This window comes from Sporanaerobium hydrogeniformans, assembly GCF_002735925.1.
GTDB classification, from domain to species: Bacteria; Bacillota; Clostridia; order Lachnospirales; family Cellulosilyticaceae; genus Sporanaerobium; species Sporanaerobium hydrogeniformans.
This window is the reverse complement of the sequence record NZ_PEDL01000001.1, coordinates 442,203-464,517: the sequence shown is the minus strand read 5'-3', so window position 1 is coordinate 464,517 and position 22,315 is coordinate 442,203. Positions and strand designations below refer to the sequence as shown.

General features: G+C 34.9%; 22 protein-coding genes and 1 other annotated feature. Of the genes, 3 read left to right on the top strand and 19 right to left on the bottom strand.

The genetic code is table 11. The annotated features are described in order from the left end of the window. Positions 1-152: 152 nt before the first annotated feature. The 9 genes from CS063_RS02210 to CS063_RS02170 form a co-directional block, all read right to left on the bottom strand. Entirely contained in the window at positions 153-1,103 is a 951-nt protein-coding gene (locus CS063_RS02210; protein WP_099448201.1) for an L-lactate dehydrogenase, read from the bottom strand. Between the two features lie 17 nt (positions 1,104-1,120). Beyond that, positions 1,121-1,555 (bottom strand): DMT family transporter, encoded by a 435-nt coding sequence (locus CS063_RS02205; RefSeq protein ID WP_099448079.1) that lies wholly within the window; start codon positions 1,553-1,555, stop codon positions 1,121-1,123. A gap of 84 nt (positions 1,556-1,639) precedes the next feature. Further along, on the bottom strand, positions 1,640-2,647 hold the full coding sequence (gene asnA / locus CS063_RS02200) for an aspartate--ammonia ligase (RefSeq protein ID WP_099448078.1): 1,008 nt from the start codon (positions 2,645-2,647) through the stop codon (positions 1,640-1,642). A 52-nt stretch (positions 2,648-2,699) separates the two neighbouring features. Beyond that, positions 2,700-2,951: a binding site (T-box leader), on the bottom strand. 103 nt (positions 2,952-3,054) lie between these two features. After that, a complete protein-coding gene (gene ung, locus CS063_RS02195) occupies positions 3,055-3,729 on the bottom strand; it encodes a uracil-DNA glycosylase (protein WP_099448077.1) in 675 nt (224 codons plus the stop codon). 263 nt (positions 3,730-3,992) lie between these two features. Beyond that, positions 3,993-4,922, bottom strand: coding sequence for a cysteine synthase A (gene cysK, locus CS063_RS02190; protein ID WP_099448076.1), 930 nt, complete (start codon positions 4,920-4,922; stop codon positions 3,993-3,995). Between the two features lie 40 nt (positions 4,923-4,962). Continuing rightward, positions 4,963-5,418 carry an RrF2 family transcriptional regulator gene (locus CS063_RS02185; protein WP_099448075.1) on the bottom strand — a complete coding sequence of 152 codons (456 nt, stop codon included), beginning with the start codon at positions 5,416-5,418 and terminating at the stop codon, positions 4,963-4,965. 145 nt (positions 5,419-5,563) lie between these two features. Next, positions 5,564-6,409: a YitT family protein gene (locus CS063_RS02180; RefSeq protein WP_099448074.1), complete on the bottom strand. Its 846-nt coding sequence runs from the start codon at positions 6,407-6,409 to the stop codon at positions 5,564-5,566. Between the two features lie 5 nt (positions 6,410-6,414). Next, positions 6,415-6,672: a GIY-YIG nuclease family protein gene (locus tag CS063_RS02175; protein ID WP_099448073.1), complete on the bottom strand. Its 258-nt coding sequence runs from the start codon at positions 6,670-6,672 to the stop codon at positions 6,415-6,417. Positions 6,673-6,774: 102 nt separating this feature from the next. After that, a complete protein-coding gene (locus tag CS063_RS02170) occupies positions 6,775-8,178 on the bottom strand; it encodes a DUF4340 domain-containing protein (protein WP_099448072.1) in 1,404 nt (467 codons plus the stop codon). A gap of 179 nt (positions 8,179-8,357) precedes the next feature. On the opposite strand from CS063_RS02170, the gene CS063_RS02165 reads away from it, so the two are divergent. Next, the gene (locus CS063_RS02165) at positions 8,358-9,488 is read left to right on the top strand and encodes an AI-2E family transporter (RefSeq protein ID WP_099448071.1); all 1,131 of its coding nucleotides are present in this window, start codon (positions 8,358-8,360) and stop codon (positions 9,486-9,488) included. A 40-nt stretch (positions 9,489-9,528) separates the two neighbouring features. Here the strand turns inward: CS063_RS02165 and CS063_RS02160 are convergent, their stop codons facing one another. Together CS063_RS02160 and CS063_RS02155 are read right to left on the bottom strand one after the other, a co-directional pair. Beyond that, positions 9,529-11,271 carry a methyl-accepting chemotaxis protein gene (locus CS063_RS02160; RefSeq protein WP_180270646.1) on the bottom strand — a complete coding sequence of 581 codons (1,743 nt, stop codon included), beginning with the start codon at positions 11,269-11,271 and terminating at the stop codon, positions 9,529-9,531. Between the two features lie 247 nt (positions 11,272-11,518). Then, positions 11,519-12,064, bottom strand: a complete 546-nt coding sequence (locus CS063_RS02155) for an NADH peroxidase (protein ID WP_099448069.1) — start codon at positions 12,062-12,064, stop codon at positions 11,519-11,521. A 206-nt stretch (positions 12,065-12,270) separates the two neighbouring features. Between CS063_RS02155 and CS063_RS02150 the strand changes: the two genes are divergently transcribed. Then, a complete protein-coding gene (locus tag CS063_RS02150) occupies positions 12,271-13,290 on the top strand; it encodes an HD-GYP domain-containing protein (RefSeq protein ID WP_099448068.1) in 1,020 nt (339 codons plus the stop codon). A gap of 71 nt (positions 13,291-13,361) precedes the next feature. On the opposite strand, the gene cobS is transcribed toward CS063_RS02150, so the two are convergent. The 3 genes from cobS to CS063_RS02135 form a co-directional block, all read right to left on the bottom strand. Further along, positions 13,362-14,138 carry an adenosylcobinamide-GDP ribazoletransferase gene (gene cobS, locus CS063_RS02145; protein WP_099448067.1) on the bottom strand — a complete coding sequence of 259 codons (777 nt, stop codon included), beginning with the start codon at positions 14,136-14,138 and terminating at the stop codon, positions 13,362-13,364. Positions 14,139-14,202: 64 nt separating this feature from the next. Further along, a complete protein-coding gene (locus CS063_RS02140; RefSeq protein ID WP_180270645.1) occupies positions 14,203-15,120 on the bottom strand; it encodes a LysR substrate-binding domain-containing protein in 918 nt (305 codons plus the stop codon). A gap of 209 nt (positions 15,121-15,329) precedes the next feature. Further along, positions 15,330-17,024, bottom strand: a complete 1,695-nt coding sequence (locus CS063_RS02135) for a glycoside hydrolase family 13 protein (protein ID WP_099448065.1) — start codon at positions 17,022-17,024, stop codon at positions 15,330-15,332. A gap of 173 nt (positions 17,025-17,197) precedes the next feature. Between CS063_RS02135 and CS063_RS02130 the strand changes: the two genes are divergently transcribed. Beyond that, positions 17,198-18,124, top strand: coding sequence for an AraC family transcriptional regulator (locus tag CS063_RS02130; RefSeq protein WP_180270644.1), 927 nt, complete (start codon positions 17,198-17,200; stop codon positions 18,122-18,124). 11 nt (positions 18,125-18,135) lie between these two features. On the opposite strand, the gene CS063_RS02125 is transcribed toward CS063_RS02130, so the two are convergent. From CS063_RS02125 to CS063_RS02105, 5 genes are all read right to left on the bottom strand, one after another. Then, positions 18,136-18,912: a carbon-nitrogen hydrolase family protein gene (locus CS063_RS02125; protein WP_099448063.1), complete on the bottom strand. Its 777-nt coding sequence runs from the start codon at positions 18,910-18,912 to the stop codon at positions 18,136-18,138. 99 nt (positions 18,913-19,011) lie between these two features. After that, positions 19,012-19,662: a deoxynucleoside kinase gene (locus CS063_RS02120; RefSeq protein WP_099448062.1), complete on the bottom strand. Its 651-nt coding sequence runs from the start codon at positions 19,660-19,662 to the stop codon at positions 19,012-19,014. 54 nt (positions 19,663-19,716) lie between these two features. Then, the gene (locus CS063_RS02115) at positions 19,717-20,694 is read right to left on the bottom strand and encodes a hypothetical protein (RefSeq protein WP_099448061.1); all 978 of its coding nucleotides are present in this window, start codon (positions 20,692-20,694) and stop codon (positions 19,717-19,719) included. A gap of 74 nt (positions 20,695-20,768) precedes the next feature. Continuing rightward, on the bottom strand, positions 20,769-21,296 hold the full coding sequence (locus CS063_RS02110; RefSeq protein ID WP_099448060.1) for a GNAT family N-acetyltransferase: 528 nt from the start codon (positions 21,294-21,296) through the stop codon (positions 20,769-20,771). 86 nt (positions 21,297-21,382) lie between these two features. After that, entirely contained in the window at positions 21,383-22,297 is a 915-nt protein-coding gene (locus tag CS063_RS02105) for a DUF445 domain-containing protein (protein ID WP_180270643.1), read from the bottom strand. Between the last annotated feature and the right edge of the window lie 18 nt (positions 22,298-22,315).

Below are 22,315 nucleotides of genomic sequence, written 5' to 3'. Positions count from 1 at the left end.
CATTCTTTATTTTGATTAGTCAGAAAATTTAGTTTATATTTAGACTCTTTTCTGTTTTCTCTTAAATCATAGTATAACACACAATTATCTGGAATGTTTCACAATTTATTTGTTATAAATTCTTTAATTTTTAGACATTTTGACTTTTTAGTTTAAATAATTTCAAAATCTGACATGAGTTTCATAACGCTTTCTGCACTCTTTTTTAAAGCTTCCTGTTCATTTAATGAAAGAGGAATTTCTAAAATGTCGTGGATTCCTTCTTTTCCAATAATACAAGGTACACTAATGGCTACATTTGTTATACCATATTCTCCCTCTAACGTAGTGGTGACAGGTAAAACACTTAATTCATTTAAACAAATGGCTGTTACAATACGTGCTACGCTTTCTGCTATACCATAATTGGTATAGCCTTTTGCAAGTAAAATTTCTAAGCCTGCATTTTTAACCTTTTTTAAAATTTCTTCTTTATCAATAGGAGGTAATTTGAATTTTGGGGCTACAGAATCAATAGGAATGCCACCAATATTACAGATGCTCCAAGTAATAAATGCTGTTTGCCCATGTTCACCCAGTACATAACCATGAACATTTTTAGTGTCCACTAAATAATGCTCGCCAATGATACGTCGCATACGTGCCGTATCTAGTAATGTACCTGTACCAAAAATTTTGTGACGCGGATAGCCAAACTCATTTTGCGCAATATATGTGACTACATCTACAGGATTTGAAACAAAAATAAGGATCGCTTCCTGAGTATAACGTGTAATTTCTTTCATAACCGCTCGTGTAACATTAGCATTGGTTTGTGTGAGAATCCTTCTATCCGGCTTCTCCCCTGGCTTAATGCTAGGTCCTGCTGACATAACAATAATCTGCGAGTCTTTACAATCCTCATAGCTTCCCTTACGGATCATGACATTGGGTACATAAGTAAAAGAGGTGGTATGGAAAACATCTAAGGCTTCTCCCTCTGCTTTTTTCTCATTTTGGTCAATAAGTACAATTTCAGCCACAAGATTTAAGTTTAAGATAGCCATCATGGTTGCTGAACCTACCATCCCTGCACCAATAATACACATCTTTCTTTTTACCATCTCTTTCACTCCCTTATTTATTTTTTCCATTGAAACAAAACAATCCCACCTATCATAATGCCTACTGCCATAAGCTTTGTCCACACAAACCCTACTTTAGGGGTTCCAAAAAGCCCAAAAAATTCAATACAGTAGCCTGTAATCATCTGGGCAATAAGAATAAGCATAATAGCATAAGAAGGACCCAGTTTACTCATTGCCATAATAACAGTATACGTGATACCTGCACCCATTACACCACCTAATAAATAAAATTTATTAACAGCTTTAAGGCCCTCCACATTTGCATCCTTTGCAAAAAGTAACACTAAAAGGCAGGTTACAAGTGCTACTCCTTGTACAATACTAGTTGTAAACCATACTCCCGCCTTTTCTGTTACACGTGTATTAAATACACCCTGTACACTCATAAGTAAGCCCGATATAATGGCCATTATACTGCTGATTAACATTTTTATTACCTCCAATAACATGTTTCTCAGCTATTTTTAGACATATCGGTTCTTTTTATACCCTGTTGATTATTTTAGCTTCTGTTAGAGTAGAATGATACCATTTTGTTCACATATTTTTAACATCTCATCTGGCCATAAAGAAGCTTGCACTTCACCAATATGAGCTTTTTGTAAGAAATACATACAAATACGAGATTGCCCAATTCCTCCACCAATGGTATATGGTAATTGTTTCTCTAAAACCTTCTTATGAAACTCTAGCTCTCTTCTTTCTAATGCATTTCTTTTCTCTAGTTGCTTTGCTAATGCTATTTCATCTACACGAATTCCCATAGAAGAAAGCTCAAAAGCACTTTCCAAAATAGGATTCCAGAATAAAATATCTCCATTAAGTTCCCAATCATCATAATCTGGTGCTCTTCCATCATGGGGTTCACCATTTGTAAGATCTTTGCCTATTTGCATAACAAAAACAGCTTTATGCTCTTTACAAAAGGCCGTTTCTCTTTCTTTCGAAGAAAGCCCAGGATATTTATCTAAAAGCTCTTGAGCAGTAATAAAGGTTATTTGCTCAGGTAATGTTTTCTCTAGCATAGGGTATTCTGCTGTAATATATTTTTCTGTCTTTAAAAAGGCATTATAAATTTGTCTAACTGTTTCCTTTAAAAATGTTTCATTACGCATTTCTTCTGTAATGACTTTTTCCCAGTCCCATTGATCCACATAAATAGAATGTAGATTATCTAATTCTTCATCCCGACGAATCGCATTCATATCCGTATAAAGTCCTTCATTCACCTCAAAACCATAGCGGCCTAATGCCATCCTTTTCCACTTTGCAAGAGAGTGTACGATTTCTACATAAGCATGATTATCATCTAAAACATCAAATCCAACAGGCCTTTCTGTCCCATTTAAGTTATCATTTAATCCTGTCTCAGGCTTTACAAAAAGTGGAGCTGATACTCTTGTTAAATCGAGCTCATAGGCTAGAGCATTTTCAAAATAATCCTTTAGTTTTTTTATAGCGACTTCTGTTTCACGTAAGTCAAGCTTTGACACATAATCCTTTGGTAATTGTAGTTTCATTGCTACTCCTCCTTAAATGTTGGTAAATAAAAAAACCCTCACCCCCTCTATGGAAAGGGACGAAGGTTAACTCGCGTTGCCACCCTAATTTGTCTAAGTATACTTAAACAATCTCAGAAACGTACAGACGTATCGATACGTTTTAGATATAACGGTCTAGCCCGTCTAAGCCTACTTAGCTCTCATGCCTTTTGGTTAGCAGCTCCAAGATGTTCTTCGATTCTTGCCCTGCTACCGACTTTCAGCTTCCTCGGCTCTCTGTAAGCATTCTACAAAAATGTACTCTTCTTTTCATCGCTTTTAATTTATCATTCAATTCTATTTTGAATTATAAATAATTAACTGTTATTTGTCAATTCTTTTGATTATAAAAGCTATAATCTTTCTTATTCTTTTTAGTTTTTAGTTTAAATATCTTCAATTTGAAAATCAATAGGCGTTTTTCCCATCTTTTGTAAATAATTATTGACCATTGCAAAATGGTTACAACCAAAAAAACCATTGTGAGCAGATAAAGGACTTGGGTGTGCTGCGGTTAATACAACATGTCGTGGATGGGTAATTAAAGCTTTCTTAGCTTTAGCAGGCGCTCCCCATAAAAGGAAAATAACAGGTTCTTCTCGCTCATTAAGAAGACTTATCACACGGTCAGTAAAAACTTCCCATCCTTTTCCTTTATGCGATTGAGGTTTACCTGCTCGTACCGTGAGTACTGTATTAAGTAAGAGAATACCTTGTTCTGCCCATTTTTGCAAATACCCATTATTAGGAATTTTACATCCTAGGGTCTCATGAAGCTCTTTATAAATATTTTTAAGGGAGGGAGGAACCGCGACGCCTGGTTGAACAGAAAAGGCCATACCATGTGCCTGATTAGGTCCATGATAAGGATCTTGCCCTAAAATAACTACTTTTACTTTTTCATAACTTGTAGTTTTTAAAGCATTAAAGATAGCATGCATAGGTGGATAAATAGTTTGATTTTTGTATTCCTCTTTTAAAAATTCTCGCAAGGCTTGGTAGTAAGGTTTTTCAAACTCACCTTTTAATATTTCATCCCATGTATTACAAAATTGTACCATCTTTTCATTCCTTCCTTTGCTAGTAGACATTCACGTTTTAAGTCTTTTTACCTATTTTACCACACTTTAGCCCCTTCATTCCTTCATTTTAAAATTTATGCTAGAAATCCTACTTCCTAAAATATCCTATTTCTTGTAAACCACGTCAATATGCAAAAAAAGTACAGCTAAATACCCCTCTTTCATTTATTTGTCTTAAATATTTAAGACAAACTCAGCTAAAATCTAAGAGTATTTACTGTACTTGTTTTACTTTTCTCTATTTATTGAAAAAGTGGAGTAGACAAATATCTTTCACCTGTATCTGGTAGTAAAACAACTATTTTCTTTCCTTTGTTTTCAGGACGCTTTGCTAGCTCCGTTGCTGCAGCTAATGCAGCTCCTGAAGAAATTCCTACTAGAACACCTTCTGTTTTAGCTAAAAGACGTGTGGTTTCAAACGCTTCTTCATTTTTTATAGGTATGATTTCATCTAAAATTTGCGTATTGAGTACCTTAGGTACAAAGCCTGCACCAATACCTTGAATCTTATGGGGGCCTGGCTTTTCACCAGAAAGTACTGCTGAATCTTTTGGTTCTACTGCTACAATCTTTATATCCGGCTTTTTACTTTTAAGCACTTCTCCCACACCAGTAATGGTACCACCTGTTCCTACACCAGCAACAAAAAGGTCTACTTCACCTTCTGTATCCTCCCAAATTTCCAAAGCAGTGGTTTCGCGGTGTGCAAGAGGGTTTGCTGCATTTTCAAACTGTTGTGGAATATAGGTATTAGGGATTTCATTTGCTAATTCTTCTGCTTTAGCTATAGCTCCTTTCATTCCCTTTGCCCCTTCTGTTAGTACGAGCTGTGCCCCTAAAGCCTTTAGTACGTTACGCCTTTCACTACTCATTGTATCTGGCATGGTTAAAATAAGTTTATAGCCTTTTGCTGCTGCGATATAGGCTAAAGCAATACCTGTATTCCCACTGGTTGGTTCAATAATGGTGGTATCCTTATTAATAAGACCTTGTTCTTCAGCCTTTTGAATCATATAAAAACCAATACGGTCCTTTGCACTGCTTCCTGGATTGAAGCTCTCTAGCTTAACAATGAGTTCAGCCTCTAATCCTTGTTCTTTACTATAATTAGAGATTCTTAGTAAAGGAGTGTGCCCGATTAATTCTGTTATATTATTTACGATTCTTGTCATTTTATTTGCCTCCTTAATTTTAACTTTACATTTTAGTTATTTAAATATAATACATCAAACTCTCATTCATCGTCAGTAATTCATAGTCTTTCATCAAGTCTTCTAAAGTCATATGATCAATGACATTACAAACACTTTCTGTCACCTTATCCCACACATTTTGCTGGATACATTGTTGCATATTTCTTTGGATAGGTGTAGCTGCATCTAAAAAATTTTCTTCTTCTACAATAGCCATCTCCCCTTCAATAGCTCTTAGGATATCACCTATTGTAATAGCACAAGGAGCCTTAGCTAATATATACCCTCCTTGAGCACCTTTTACACTTTTGACAACCCCTGTCTTTTTAAGAAGGGAAAAAACCTGTTCTAAATAATGAATAGATAACTCTTGTCTTTTGGCGATATGCTGTAAAGCTACTTGCTCACCTCCCGAATGAATTGCTAAATCAACTAGTGCTCTTAAACCATATCTCGCTTTTGTAGAAATTTTCATAGCTCCCTCCATCACCTAGTAAGTTGATATGTTTTATGGTATATCTTTTTTGTAATAAAGTCAATATTTTTTTGAAAATAAAAAACCAGTAAACTAAAAAATATTTCTTCTACTGGTTTAAAAGCTATTTTTATAAATTTTTAGTTTAAAATCCTTCCCCTACTACTTCATGTAGATTCTGAACTGTTACAAATGCTAAAGGATCTACTGCAATAACGTATTTCCTTAAATCAATAAATTCCTTACGATCTATAACCGTTGTGATCACTGCCTTTTGTTCTTGACTATACGCCCCTTCAGCTCGATAAATAGTGGCACCTCGGTTTAAGGTGTGTAAAATATAGTGATTAATATCTTCTGAAGCTTTTTCCGTTGAAGGAATAATCATTACATACTTTTGAATGGTAAATCCCGAAATAATATAGTCAATTAAAGTGCTCGTTACAATAACACCTAATGCAGCATAAAGACCCTTTTCAAATCCAAAGATACCTACTGCACAAATAACTACTGCTAAATCTGCTATAATCAAAGCTGCTCCTATGTTTAGATGCGTATAAGTAGAGATTATCTTAGCAATGATATCTGTGCCTCCTGATGAGGCTCCTAAATTAAATACCAACGCCTGCCCTATAGCAATAAATAATGCTCCAAACAAAAGAACAATGAGTGTATCCCTACTTAAAGGCTGTATATTAGGTAAAAAAGTTTCTAAAAGCGTCATACATAGTGATACCTCTATACTACACATAATGCTTTTAAACCCAAAACTTTTTCCTAATACCAAGAAACCAATCGTGAACATCACTATGTCCAAAAACAGTAAGATAAGCCCTATAGGGACAGCTGGTAACAAAGCCTTAACAACAATGGCTAATCCACTTACACCACCTGCTGCTAAATCCGTAGGCAACCAAAAGAAATAAAGTCCTGTTGATATAAATAGTGCTCCTAACAAAATTCCCATATATTCTATACCCTGCTTTTTCATTGTCTTCACCCTTTACTTGTCTTTTGTACCCTAATCAGTTTTTCTTTTTGTAGTTTTGTCAATTGTTTAATGGCATATTCTCTTTTCAAAGCTTGTCCTTTACTTTCAAAATGCTCTTCATATACAAGCTCCACAGGCAAGCGCCCTTTTGTGTATTTTGCACCTTTTTGGGCATTGTGCATTGCTACTCGCTTTTCTATATTGGTTGTATAGCCTGTATAATATGTACCATCTTTACATTTTACTATATAAACTATGTACATCCCTAGTATCTTCCTTTTTAAAACATTTTATCATACTTCTTTATGAAATTTCTTTAATAGAAAATAAAAAGAGTAGATAGGCTCTACCCTTTTCGTAATGTACTACTCTTTTTTCATCCATTCACCCAGTGTGCCAAAAAGCTCCATCACAGGCTGTTTACTGGCTGCAAACTCTACAATTCCATCTACGCGTAGGATATAAAAATTAATATCATAAGGTACTAACTCTATGCACTTAGAAGTACCATCTTTATAATCAAACTGTACAGTAACTTCTGCCTTACGATTTTCTTTTTGCTCAATTTGAGGATTTTTTAGAAGCATTTCAATACGAATACTTTTCCCAATAAAGCTTAAAACCTTTTCTAATTCCTCCTGAGTCAGAGGATGCTCTTGTAATTTACCTGTATACTCACTTTTTTTCTCCTCTAGATTTTCAGAGGTTGTAGTTTGTGGACTTTCCTGCTCTCGTACTTCTAAAATAAAGCTTTCTTCAGGATTTTTTAATATAACCTTCTCAAGTCCCTCTAATTGTGGCATATAAACCTCTTTACGAATCATAACAATAGGCTTTAAATTCATAAAAGGACGCATTTTATCTTCTAACATCGTATATACATAAGGCTCTTCACTGTAGGTGAAATAAATGGATCCATCTTTTGTTTTTCCAAATTGGATAGACCAATCACTATTTAGCGTAATCTTTAAAGTAGGCTCTAATAAATCCTTTTCTCTATACTCTGCTATGGCTCCTACAAACCCATCCTTTTGAAGCCCTTCTAATTGGTTAAATAAACTCTCTATAAGTTCTGTGCTTACTGCGTGAGAATCTACAAAAAAATCTTTGATTTGCCATTCTTCATACCCTACTACACCTTTGATAGAACCTTTTTGGAGTACAATAGGCTTTTCGTCCTTTTCTTCAATTACCATTTCATTTATATCTTCTCTTTTAGGAAGCTGAAGCTTTTTATCCATTAAATCTGCTCTTTTTAAGTAAAGAGCTTCTATCTGCTCATAGTGAACTACGTAAAGGGCTTGATGGGTTTCATTCCAAACATAATTCCCTTCTCTGTTAGGTGTCTGACCACCTATAATAAGGGTTTGAGCTTCATTTTCTGTGTTATATAAGGTAAGCATAGGTGCATTTTCTCTAATCCCATACTTTTCTAAATCTTGTACATGATGGATGATTTGCTCACTTGTAGCAACTTGCAGCTGAGTAATTAAAGCTTGTACAGCTTCTTGGTTATAGTTTAATGTAGGATAGGTTTCCTCTACCCATTTACCTTCATCCTTCCCAAGAACAATGCTCTCTTCCTCTTTTATTTCAAGTCGCTCAATGGCACCTGATAAGGTGCAAATCGCACCAAAACTCTCTTCAATGATTTCTCCTTCTTCTAGCTTTGGTTGTTCCTCCTTATTCATAAGAGGTAGTGCCAATAGAAGTAGTGCTATAAGCACCATGCCACCCACTGCTGCTAATATCCCAGTTTTCTTCTGCATAGAAGACCTCCTCTATTTCAAAAATCTCTTCTCTATTTTATAGTACCTCTATTAGTATATAGTATTTTTAAAAAAAGTAAACACTGGAGTCTATTCCTCCTTGAACACATTGTCAACTCTTTCTACTTTGTGTATAATGTCTTTTAACAGTTTAAATTTTTAGTAAAGGTTGTGTTTCGATGAATCATTCCTCACCAAAATTCAAACAGCAATTGCTACTTGTTACTTATATCGTTTTATTAGCTTATGTTCTTCTTAACTTGCGAGACGTTTTAAACTTTGCCAGTTACCTATTGGGTATTATCAGTCCGCTTTTAGTAGGTATCGCTATTGCTTTTGTCCTTAACATTCCTATGACGTTTGTAGAGAACAAAGCTTTGTGTTTTTTAGATAAGACTAAAAAAGGTTTTCGTCTTAAAAGATCACTTGCGATTACAATCACTCTTATTTTGGTTTTTGCTCTTTTTATTGGATTTATCTTTTTTGTAGTCCCTCAATTGGTACAAAGTGTCTCTTCTTTAGCCAATACTATTCCTAGTTACTTAAAAGCCTTTGAAGGATTTATTAACCACTATGTCTCTTCCTCTGATCTCCTTGCTCAAATGACCAATGAGCTTTTGGTTGCTTGGAAAGACCTTTTAAAAATTGGCACTCAAATTCTTGGTTCGTCTCTCTCTGGCTTACTCAATGTTACTCTTGGGATCACAAGTAGTATAGTTGATTTTGCACTTGCAATTGTTCTAGCTGTTTATATGCTCTCCAGCAAGGAAAAACTTCTTTTTCATATTAAAAAATTTATTATTGCCTTTTTAGATACAAAATGGGCTAATCGTTTTTTAGAAGTAGGTCAACTAGCTAATATCACCTTCCACCATTTTATCGCAGGTCAATTCACTGAAGCACTTATTATTAGCGTGCTTTGCTTTATAGGGATGACACTTCTTTCTATGCCTTACGCTCTTCTTATCAGTGTCATCATAGGGGTAACAAGCCTGATCCCTATCTTTGGTGCCTTTATTGGCACATTGCCAGGAGCCTTTATTATTTTCATTATCGACCCTTGGGAAGCACTTTGGTTTATTGTGTTTATTATCGTTCTTCAACAATTTGAAGGTAATATCATCTACCCCAGGATAGTGGGAACCTCCATCGGCTTATCTGCTATTTGGGTTATGGTAGCCATGCTCGTAGGTGGTAGTCTCTTTGGTATTTTAGGGATGCTACTAGGTATTCCACTTTGTAGCATCTTTTATCAGCTTTTAAGTCGTAGTGTTAACGCACGGCTTATACGTAAACATTTCAATGCTTAATAAAATCCCCTTTCCTACTCAGTAAGAAAGGGGATTTTATTTAAATTTTAAACTGTTGAATAAGTTGATAAAGAGCTGCTGCATTGCCTGCTAAACTTTTACTTGTTCCATAAATCTCATGAATTCCAGCCGTTTGCTCTTCAATACAAGCAGAACTTTCTTCTGTTGCAGCTGCATTCTCCTCTGCTACTGCTGAAAGAGACTGAATATTATCTCCTACTTCTGCTTTTTTAATTACCATACGTTCTCCTGAAATATTTAAGTAGTCAACAACTTTTTTAAAGCGGTTAATTGCTTCTATAATTTCTAAGTATTTTTCTTCTGTCATCCTTGCCTGTACATCTTCTTCATCCAAAAAGCCTGTTACTTTCTCTGTTGCCTTTACTGCTAAAAGAGCATCTGATTGTAGTGTCTTAACTAAAGCATCAATCACTTGTGTAGACTCTGCACATTGCTCTGCTAAATGACGAATTTCTCCTGCTACTACTGCAAAACCTCGCCCATGTTCACCTGCTCTTGCTGCTTCGATAGAGGCATTTAAAGCTAATAAGTTAGTCTGCTCTGCAATAGAAGCTATCACATTACTTGCCTCACTAATTTGATCTGAGCTTTTATGCGTTTTGAGCATATTTTCATAAGCTACTTCCGTACTACTATGGCTTACTTTAATCTTATCTAAAAGTTTTTTAATAACCTGTAGACCTGTTTGCGTTAAACCATGTACCTCCTCTGAAACCTTGTTGAGTTCACCCATATTTTTTTGATTTTCTCCAATTAGTGTTTCTAACTCACTTAGCTCATTTAAACACTGAGAAGTGTTGTGTGCTTGACTAGTAGCTCCTTCAGCAATTTCCTGTATCGTTTTAGCCATCTCTTCACTGGCCGTAGCAGATTCAGAAGCTGTGGCTGTTAATTCTTCAGACGCCTGTGTGACTTGAGATGAAATAGAAGTAATATCTTGAATAATTTGTATCAAACTTTCCTGAATGGTCTGGATGGCCCGCGTAAGCATTCCTACCTCATCTCTACGTTTACAATAACTTGTAGGTAGCTTTTGACACAAATCATATTTTGCCAAAAATTGTGCATGTTCTACAACCTTTAAGATAGGTTTGCGAATAGAACGCTCTATAAGTAAGTTTACTAAAACACCCAACACTATAACGCACACTAAAAAACCACTTGTACTCTTTATACGTAAATTCCTTGACTCCTGCATTACTAAATCAGATTGCTTTTTAGAAACACCTACAAATAAAGCACCAATCGTCTGCCCACTGCTATCCTTTAATGGTCTATAGGCTGTTACATAAGGTACTCCTAAAATAGCTGCTTCTCCTATGTAGTTTTCATCCTTTTGAAGAACACTATATACAGAGCCTGTTTGATCAAGCTTTGTTCCCTCTATACGTTTCCCTGTATTTTCATCTTGAATACTTGTGAGAAAACGTGTATATTCCTCACCCTCCTTGATAAAGAGCGTGCCTACTATATCTAAATCCTGTGAAAGTTTATCAATCATTTCATACTGCCCAGCAATACTTTTTCCTGCCTCATCTACTAAAGCATTACCCTCCTTAGAAATTTGGCCAAAATAATGCGCAAGATAAACTTCTAGAGCCTCTATATCTGCTTTTAGTTTTGCCTCTAAAATCGTTTTTTGCAACATGCTACTTCCAAGTTCTGCCCCATAATAATTAATGCCACTTACTCCTAAGATAGGGAGTAAACTAGTTAGTATAAAAAGAAGTGTAAGTTTTGTTTTAAGTTTTAAGTTTCTCATAGTCTTCATCTGTCCCCTTTTTTAAAATTTACTCATTTTCTGTACCCTCTAGTACACGTAGCTTCTCCTCTTTTCCTCCTTCCATTTGTTCTTACTTTCTCTTTTCTTTATACTTTTCCTCTTTTCACTATATCACTAAAAAATGTAAATAAAAACTAAAAATAACCATTTTTCTTATTATTTATTTTTTTGATAAAAAAAGCCATAGACAATAAAATTGTCTATAGCTTTCTGTTATTTACATTGTTTATGCATTGAAATATCTCTTAAGAAGTCCTTCAAAAGCTTTTCCATGTCTTGCTTCATCTTTTGCCATTTCATGTACAGTGTCATGAATAGCATCTAAACCTAATTTTTTTGCAAGTGTTGCTAACTCTTTTTTACCAGCTGTTGCACCATTTTCAGCTGCTACTCTTAATTCTAAGTTTTTCTTTGTTGAATCTGTTACTACTTCACCCAGTAATTCCGCAAATTTAGCAGCATGCTCTGCTTCTTCATAAGCAGCTTTTTCCCAGTAAAGACCGATTTCTGGATAACCTTCTCTGTGAGCTACACGTGCCATTGCAAGGTACATACCTACTTCTGTACATTCACCTTCAAAGTTTGCTCTAAGACCTTTAATCACTTCTTCATCTACCCCTTTTGCAACACCTACTACATGCTCATCAGCCCATACTAAGCCTTCACCTTGCTCTTTAAATTTTTCTCCACCTACTTTACAAATTGGACATTGTTCTGGAGCAGCATCACCTTCGTGAATATAACCACATACTGTACATACATATTTTTTCATTGTTAAATCCTCCTTCAATTCATCTTATATAATTTTTATTATTTGTTAATAATAATTATTTGTTATGAGTTAATTATAGCATAAATAAATCTCCTGTCAATAACTTTTATACTTTTTAATTGAAAATGTTTTATCATTTATCCTTTTTATCCGATATATATTATAAGAAAGAGTCTTTTTACTCTTATTAAAAGGAGGGAACGTCTATGCAAAAAATAATCATTCCTCTATCCAAATGTATTCCTGGTATGATTACTGCGCAACCTATCGTAGATTTACAAACAGGCACAACCATTTTAGCTCAAAACGTGGAACTTACCGCTGAACATATTAAAGATTTATCTCATTTTATTCATAGTGACATTTGGGTTTACCTGGATTCTTTTTCGCAAGTTTGGAACTTATCACCCGAAACTATTGAAAAATACAAGACTTATAGCAACGCCTTAAATAAAGTCATTAAAAGTGCTAATCAAGATAACAGCATTGATTTTGAAACCTTTGAAAAGCTCTGTGAACATCTCTCTATTGATTTTAAGGATAACCATAACCTACTAGGCTGCACACATCTTATTAAAGCACTCAGCTATGATACATATACTCATTCTCTTAATGTAGCACTTCTTTGTATGCTCATTAGCAAATGGCTACGGGTAGATAAAACTACGCTTAATCATACCATTAAAGCGGCTCTTCTTCACGATATAGGCAGTATCAATCTGTCCTTCGATAGTATGAAAGTGCTTAAAGGCCTTACCCCAGAAGAACAGGCTGAATATGAAAAGCACCCTATTTACAGCTATAATATTGTTAGCAAAATGCAGGATATTGAACCTGTTATCGCTAAAGCTATTTTAGCTCATCATGAGCACTGTGACGGCTCAGGTTTTCCTATTCATATTAGAGAAGCCTATCTAAGTACAGTAACACGTATCTTAAGTATTGCAGATACTTACGAAATTCTTATGAAGCAACATCATATCTTTGATACCTTAAAAATACTTCTTGAAGATTATATTACTAAATTAGATCCAGATAAACTTCTTACCTTCTGTAACTATATTGCTACTTATTATATCGGTGTATTTGTTACACTAAGTAATGGTCAAATTGGTCAGGTTGTGTTTATCAACCCCAAATGTATTTATCGTCCTATTATAAAAATAAATGACAAGTTTATTAATCTTTATGAAGATGCTTCTTTAAACATCCTTTCTATTGAATAAGTCAGTTTATTTCTAACTAAACAGGTTCTGCTTCTTTGAGTGAAAATAAAGAAGCAGAACCTGTTTAGTTTTTACACCCATTGACTCACCTGAATACCTATATAAATAAAGACTAAATACATGAGTTCTCCCATTTCACAAATGGCTCCTAATATATCTCCTGTTAAGCCATCTATTTTACGATACACACTATAAATGGCTCCTTTCAATCCCAAAAACAAGAAAAACATTACGCCCACTTGAATACCATAAAATTTTAATGGCAATTTCCAAATACTTAAAATCCCCCCACATACCAACAAAGTATAGGTGGTAGCTCCTACTAACATAAAAAGACTTGCCTTACCTATAAATAAATTTCCCATCCCTTTTTCACGAGGTGATTGCGTTTTATAACAGGCATTTACTAATAACCATCTCCCCATAATTGGCATTATCCAAAGACGCCATAAAGCACCTTGAACAATTGCTTCATAAATAAATCCTAGTTTAAAAAGTAATACAAAAAAAATGGCTAAAAGGGCATTAGTACCTAAACGTGAATCTTTCATGATCTCAAGAATGCGGGCCTTGTCACGATAACTATAAAGTCCATCAAAAGTGTCACCTACTCCATCTAGATGTAATCCCCCCGTTAGAAGTACCATACTCAAAAGTATAATGAGACTGCTAATGAAAGCAGGAAAAATCCTAATACTCACAAAGGCTATACCTCCGTAGCAAAGCCCTAATACTCCACCCACTAAAGGAAAATACAAAATACCTTTATGAAATTCCTCATCTACTTCACCTTTAAAAGGTAACGGAAGTCTCGTTAAAAATTGCAAAATACATATAAACCGTCTCATATCTATCTCCCTTTCTTCTGTAGTTCCCTGTTATAGACTATGCTTTTCTTAAATCCAGTTTCTTTTATATATGTTCTTTTTCATTTTCCTCAGTTTTCATATTTTTACGTACCATCTTCATAAACTCTTTGGCTGCAGGTGAGAGATATTTATTTTTATTATGAATTAAGTTATAAGGATAATACCAGCTTCTTCCTTTTATCTGTACTTCTTTAATGACACCAATACTTAATTCTAATGCAATAGCTGCATGAGGGATCAGTGAAAGCCCTAAATTAGCAATAACTGCCTGTTTAATAGCTTCAATATTTCCTAACGTCATCTCAATCTTTTTTGCTGAAAGTCCAAATTCTTCGATAAAGGTCTTAGCTACTTTATTAAGTTGTGAATTGTTTTCATGAAGGATAAATTTAATATATTGCAGTTCCTCAAGAGAAATATAACGATTGCGTGCATATAGATTAAGTGGTGAAATAGCAATAATCAATTCATCCTCCATTAATTTTTCCACTTCTACCGTAGCTGGATAGGTTACTCCTCCCCCATTTACTGCAAAGTCTACTATTCCTTCTTCCACACGTCTTGCCATTTCATCGGTACTTGCAATTTGTAAATTAATATCAACATAAGGATACTTTTTTTTAAACTCACCAATAATATGCGGCAAAATATAAGCACCTGGCGTGTTGCTTCCCCCTACTGTAATGCTGCCCCCAATATAATCCTTTTTGTTCACTAAGACATTTTCTGCCTCTCCTAAAATAGCAAATACTTTTTGTGTATAGCCATAAAGAAGCTTACCATTTTCATTTAAAATAATTTTGTTTCCTGCTTTATCAAAAAGTTTAAGCTCTAATTCTTCCTCTAGCTTTTTAATCTGAATAGAGAGGGCAGGTTGACTAATATGTAAAACCTCTGAAGCACGTGTAAAACTTTCATGCATAGCAACTGTGTTAAAAATTTTTAAGTAATGTAAATCCATTTGCATACTCCTTCTATTCTTTCATTTCCTCCCACTTATAAATTTCATATATAGTGAGATTAACTTCTATATATTTGAATTATACAACATTCTAAAATATAATTAAATAGAATAAATCATTACTTATCTATAGCATCACTTCCCTTATTATCTATTTGATTCTATTTTAAAAGCTGAGTACAATCCCTAGTACTCAGGCTTTTGAAATGTTATGAAATTTTATAAACACGTGCTTCATAGGGCTTTAATGCTATTGTATTTAAATCTGGCATTTGTTCTACTGGATAATTAGCAATGATCAACTGAGGCGAAGAAACCACTTCTATCTCTTCAGGCTTTTGGAACAGCGCTTCCTCCCCTGAGAAGTTCAATAATACTAACCATGTTTCACTCTCTAAGGTTTTAGTATAGGCATAAATTTGCTCATGTTCTGGAAGGATTAAATGATACTGTCCATAGGCCATTATAAGGTGTTTTTTACGTAAAGCTAATAATTGCTTGTAGTAATTTAAAATAGAGTTTGAGTCTTTAGATGCTTCCTCTACATTAATCGTTGTATAATTGGGATTTACTTCAAGCCAAGGTACACCTGTTGTAAAACCTGCATTTAGGGAAGCGTTCCATTGCATCGGGGTACGTGCATTGTCTCTGCCATTCACATGAACACCTGAAAGAAGCTCTTCTTCTGTAAGACTTTTTGTGCGTTTTATTTCTTCCCACTTATTAAGAATTTCTAAATCCTTATAGTGGCTAAGGTCTTCAAAATAGACATTTGTCATCCCTATTTCTTCTCCTTGATAAATATAAGGTGTTCCTTCTAAGGTATGCAAATAGGTGGCTAGCATTTTGGCTGATTCCTTACGATAGACCGTATCATTTCCAAACTTAGATACCTGGCGAGGTTGATCATGATTATTCAGGTAAAGGCTATTCCAGCCCTTGCCATGAAGTGCCGTTTGCCACTTATCCATAATACGTTTAAGCTCTGTAAGCTTCCATGGGATAGGTGTCCATTTCCCCTCTCGTCCTTGACCAATATTCACATGCTCAAACTGGAAAACCATATTTAATTCCTTACGATTTTCTCCAGTAAAGAGGATACCCTCTTCTACTGTCACATCACAAGTTTCCCCCACTGTCATCACATCATATTTACTTAGTACCTCACGATTCATTTCTTTAATATAGTCATGAACTTTGGGCCCTGTTACAAAATAGTTTCCTCCCCATGCATAACCATCTGGCCCTTCCTCTTCTTTTGGAGCACTAGGAAGCCCCTCCACCTTTGAAATCAAATTAATAACGTCCATTCGGAATCCATCAATCCCTTTTTCAAACCACCAATGCATCATCCTATAAATTTCTTCTCTTAGCTTTTTATTTTCCCAATTTAAATCAGGCTGTTTTTTAGAAAAGAGATGTAAATAATAGTCACCCGTTGTTTCATCTAGTTGCCAACTACTCCCACTAAAAAATGAGCGCCAGTTATTAGGTTCTTTTCCTTCTTCACTAGGTCCCCTCCAAATATAATAATCACGATAGGGGGAAGCCTTGCTCTTTTTAGACTCTACAAACCAAGGATGTTCATCCGAAGAATGATTGACAACAAGATCCATAACCAGTTTGATTCCTACTTCATGAAGCTTTTCTAAAAGCTCTTCAAAATCACTCATTGTACCAAATTCCTTAAGGATCTCCTGATAGTGACTAATATCATATCCATTATCGTCATTGGGAGAAGCATAGATAGGATTAAGCCAAATAATATCAATGCCTAATTCTTTTAAATAAGGAACCTTCTCGATAATTCCTCTTAAATCACCTATACCATCACCGTTGGTGTCGTAAAAACTCCTAGGGTAGATTTGATACACAACGCCTTCTTTCCACCATTTTCTCTCCATGCCCTTCTCCTTTTCTTCTATTTGGTATATAATCTACTTTATTAATATCTTTAGCTCAGCTCTTTCTCATAAGAGAGAGTTGTATCTTATTAATTATATTGTATCTAAGTCTTTTTACTACTAAAATGTACAATTTCTATTTTATTGGTAAAATTTCTACCTTTGGAGGTTTTATGTCATTCTATACGCTTTCACCACAATCTTTTATACACGTACGCTATATGGGACATGTCACCTATAGCAATCCTTGGATTCACTTCACTCGCACAGCAGATGAATTTATTTTTTATTTTATCCAATCTGGCTCTCTTTATTTAAAAGAAGGTGATTTACAGTATACTTTAAAAGAAGGCGATAGCTTTTTATTAAATCCCTCTATAGAACATACTGGAACAAAAGCAAGTCCCTGTGATTACTACTTTGTTCATTTTCGTTCTACTGGACTTACATCTCTTTCTACCTCAGCTCTTAACATCCTCCCACTTCTTAAAAAGCAAAGAGAAGAAGCTATTAAAAGCAGTCTCTATTTATCTAGTATTTATGAAAGCTGGGAGGTTTCCCCCGTTTATTTTCCTAAGCAATGGCACCCAAGCACCTCAGATGCTTTCTTTTCTCTCCTGGAACAAAGTAATTTTATGTTCTATCAACAACATGAAAACTATCGTCATCGCGTATCCCTTCTTTTTCAGCAATTCCTTCTTGCCCTTGGAAAAGACTTTGCTGACCACTTGCTCCAGCAAGAGCAAATAAAAGCACATAAGGGATTAGCCAGAGCTCAGGAGCTAAAAGATTATTTAGATACTCATTATACCCAAAAACTAACAAGTAAAAGTCTTGCAAATCACTTTGATGCTAATTACAATTACTTAAATCGTTTATTTAAGTCTTTTACAGGAATGACCATTATGAATTATTTAAATAAACTACGTATTCATCATGCGAAAGCACTTATGGCTTCCTCTACTCATCTACACTTTGCAGATATTGGTTATTTAGTAGGCATTGATGATCCCTATTATTTCAGTAAACTTTTTAAGAAATATACAGGTCTTACCGCCACAGCCTATATTCTCTCTATTGCTCCTAAGGAATACAAATAATATTTCTTTTTTCATTTCATAGCAAGGGAAGTCGTCACTACAAGTTCAATGTTATTAGTATTTAACTCTATATCAAGAATAAATACAGTAGGTTCTAATGATTTAAAGGCATATTGTACCTGCCCTAATCGAATGACTAAACTTTCTCCATAGCTTATGTTTTTCTTACTGCCTTGTAAGTTGCCACCACATACAATAAATGGTAAGCGAGTTTCTGCTGAACGCAAACACCACTCCTTTGCCATACCTTCTACACCAGGACTTACTACCCCTAATATAAGCTGAGCTCCCATCTCACGAAGTAGTATGGGGAGCTTAGCAAGGTATACATCTTCTCCCACCATAAGTCCTAGTTGGTTTTCTGTCCATGTAAAGGTTGCTAACTCATTTCCTGAAAGAATACTAAGATTTTCTTCTTTTTGGGTTGTATACATTTTACGGTAAGTGCCTTCTAAGTGTCCTTGGGAATTAATACAAGCTACTGCATTATAGAGGTTTCCTGTAGGTTCCTCTCTTTCTAATATCCCTACAATAAAATACATATTGTATTTATATGCTACTTCACCTAAATCACATAAATAACGACTGGGATACACAGGTACCTTTTCTCTTTCTCTATAGCAATCAAAAAGTTGCCCATATTCTATCATTTCAGGTGTAAGGGCAATTTGTGCCTCGTGTCCTGCCGCTACAGCTAAGGCTCGACGTAGTTGCTGACGATTATAACTACTATTCCCTATCTTAGGCATCATATGTAAAAGGGCTAGGCGCACTACCTGTTTTTTCATCTCTATTCCCTCTTTTCCTTTTAAAAACCTTCTTGTTTCATTTTATGCACCCATACAAAAAGCCATGCACCTAAACAGGTACATGGCTTTTTTGAAAAGCTATTGCCGAATTTTTTCAAGTTTTTGTTCAACAAGTGCAATGACTTCTTTAGCATCTTCTTGTGAACTCACAATATCATAGCAATCCATATCAATAATCAAAACTTCACTGGCATGATAATGCTTCATGACCCACTCATCATAACCTAACCATAATCTTTTATAGTAATCGACTAGGCTATTATCTAACTCATAGCTACGTCCTCTTGCCATAATACGGTCTAAGACGGTTTCAAAAGAGCCCTTTAGATAAAGCATCATATCGGGTGCTTTTTTAGGCAACTCCTTTAGCTCCTCCATCATATTATCAAGAAGTTCACCATAAATGCGAAATTCTAAATCAGAAATACGACCTAACTCGTTATTAACCTTTGCAAAATACCAATCTTCGTAGATACTTCTATCTAAGATATTATTATCGTCATAAAGTGCTCGCTTAATACTTCTAAAGCGAGAGTTTAAAAAATGAAGTTGCAACAAAAACGGATAACGATATTTTTGGATTTCTTCATCAGTGGCAGTATAAAAAAGAGGTAATATTGGATTATTATCTACATTCTCATAAAAAACCTCTGTGTTAAAATGTTTTCCTAAAAGTGCTGCCATACTTGATTTACCTAATCCAATCATCCCTCCGACAACTAGCAACATCCTTCACCTATCCTTTCGCCCTATCCCCTTCGATTCAGTATGTATTTCATCTTCTTATTGGTTCCATTCTTCTACTATGCCAATATTGCCTGTTGTCTGATAGACTAAAGAACGTTTAAAAGCTTTTGCTGTTTTATCATAAACACATTCATAAAGCTTAATACCTGCTCCCTCTGTACGATTGATAAGAACTCCAAAGGTTTCTTTTGTATAATCCTCATAAGCCGTATATTTAAGGGTTCCTAACTGTATATAGCCTGGCCCAAATAATGGATAGAACTCTTCTCCTATTTGAGCTACTAAAAGCCAATTTTGTCCATCATCAAGCATATAATTACCTTGTTGGTCTTGCTGTGCCTCACTATAGAGTAAAAGCTTTTCCTCTACTTTACCGTCCTTATCCATGTCATACATTGCCTCATTGATAAGATTTAATCCTTTAAAAAGCCCTGAATCTTTTGTCGCCTCAATAAGTTCACCTTCTTTTTCCTTTGAGTCAACTGCTTTTAAATATTCTAAGCTAGGCTCTCCTTCTTTTAAATGGGAGCTTATTATATAATCTGAGGTTTTTTCATTATAGCTTACTCGAATAAGTAATCTAGGAATACCCTCCGGACGATTCGTTTCTATTAACAAACCATATCCTTCAGGTGTTGCTTTTACTACATAAACAGGTTCTTTCATTACTAATGACTCATTTTCATATTCTAAACCCAAGATTTCTACCTTAGAGTCCTTATATTTAGGAACAAGTAATAATGTTTCATCGTTTATTTCATCTTTATAATACTCTAACTGACTAACATTTTTTAAAGTTTCCGTATCGGGATTATTAACTATAACGCCTAACTCTAAGCTTTGGGTATCTATACGTCTAAAAGCTTCATTATCCGGTAGACGAATTTCCTCTACTAAGCTAGGGGAAGGTGTCTGTATGTCTACAGGATTATTAATAGTAGGTTGGTTTTTGGGTTCACACCCCACTAAACTCAACCCTAAAAGCAATGCTATAAACGCCTGTCTTTTTTTCATCCTAATGAACCTCCTTTTATTTCCTATATTTTCCTTTTATTTTAATACATTAAGCTTTTTTATGCAATTCTTAATTACTTTTCACAATAGGCTCCTGCTGATGTTATAAGTAAATGATTAAAATAGTCATATTCACCTTGTGAAAGACAATTTTGATAACTCATTATCTTAAGCATATGTTTTCCTAAATCCTTACGGTAAGGTAAATTAAGATGGTTATAAGGATTCATTTGAAAGCCTAAACGCTCATAAAAACGAAGACGTTTAATAGCTATTTCATCTTCTGGTGGCTCAATCTCTAATACAATATCTTGTTCTTTTTGACAAAAATCTCTGATAACTTGGGAACCGTATCCTCTTCCTCTACAAGCCTTCTCAAAAGCTAAGTGTTCTAAATACGTGCAGTCTTTCCACTTCCAGTAAAAGAGAATGCCTACTAATTGTTCACCATCTAGAACAACTAAAGGTTTAAAAGCTTCATCTGCCATAGCACTTTGGTGATCTTCTTTCCTTCTCCTTTCAATACGAGGAAAGCTTTCTTCATAAATTCGCCAAGCAGCCTCTCCATAATCTCCATTCATATGTTCATACTTTAATATCATTTTTATCCACCTTCTTTTTTGCTATAAAAGGAGCGTCTTAAGCCCCTTTTATTTAGATAGAGAAGCTAAGACGCCTTTGTTATTGACTATACAATATTCATGACAAGCCCCATGATAGCTCCCAATAGAGCACCTAACCAAACAATGGCCTTTAACTCCTTTTCCATCACCTCTAAAATAATACGTTCTAATTCTAAAGTATCAAAAGCATTGATACGTTCTTCCACAATCTCTTCAATATTTAATGTGTACAAAGCTTTGGAAAGATGCTTCTTTATAAGTTGACTATAAACAGTAATAACTCCTAATTCTAAACTTTGTTGATACTCTTGTAAATAAAGAGCTATCTCCTTTATAGGTTTATTAAGAAACTTACTGATTTCTTGATGCACCATACTTTGAATAACTGGCCTTCCTTCATCTTGTACTAACTTATTAATAACTGGCTCGATTTTATGTGCTACACCTTCTAGCATACTGTCACTAACAAACATAGAAAGAGGTCCTAATAAAGACTGGCCTAAACCATTTCTAAGCTCTTCTAAAAGCTTTTTGGTAGCTAAATTACCTAAGTTAAGTTCCACTACTCTTTCGTAAATACTCTTGCTTAACTTTTCTTCTAAACTTACCCCTACTTGTTCAAGATTCTCATCTCCTATAAGCTGCTCACCTAAATCACCTAAAAGTTTTTCACTCTCTATTCCTTTATTTATCCCTTCACTCACCTTCATTTTAAGTTGGACATATATTTCCTCTTTTAGTAAGTGTTGACTAAGCACTTCTTCATTGATAAGTTCTCTTGCTACAACACGTCCTATACTTTTAGCAATACGTCCTTTTTCTCTTGGGATAACACCTGGGGTAAAAGGTAGTCTTAACCCTCCTATATAAAGTGGTTTAAGAGGTCTAAACAACATTTTTATAGCAATCCCATTTGTAATATAACCAATGATACTCCCTACTAATGGTCCTACTAAAAAGTCCCAATTCACGCCATTCATCTCCATTCTCCGCACTTT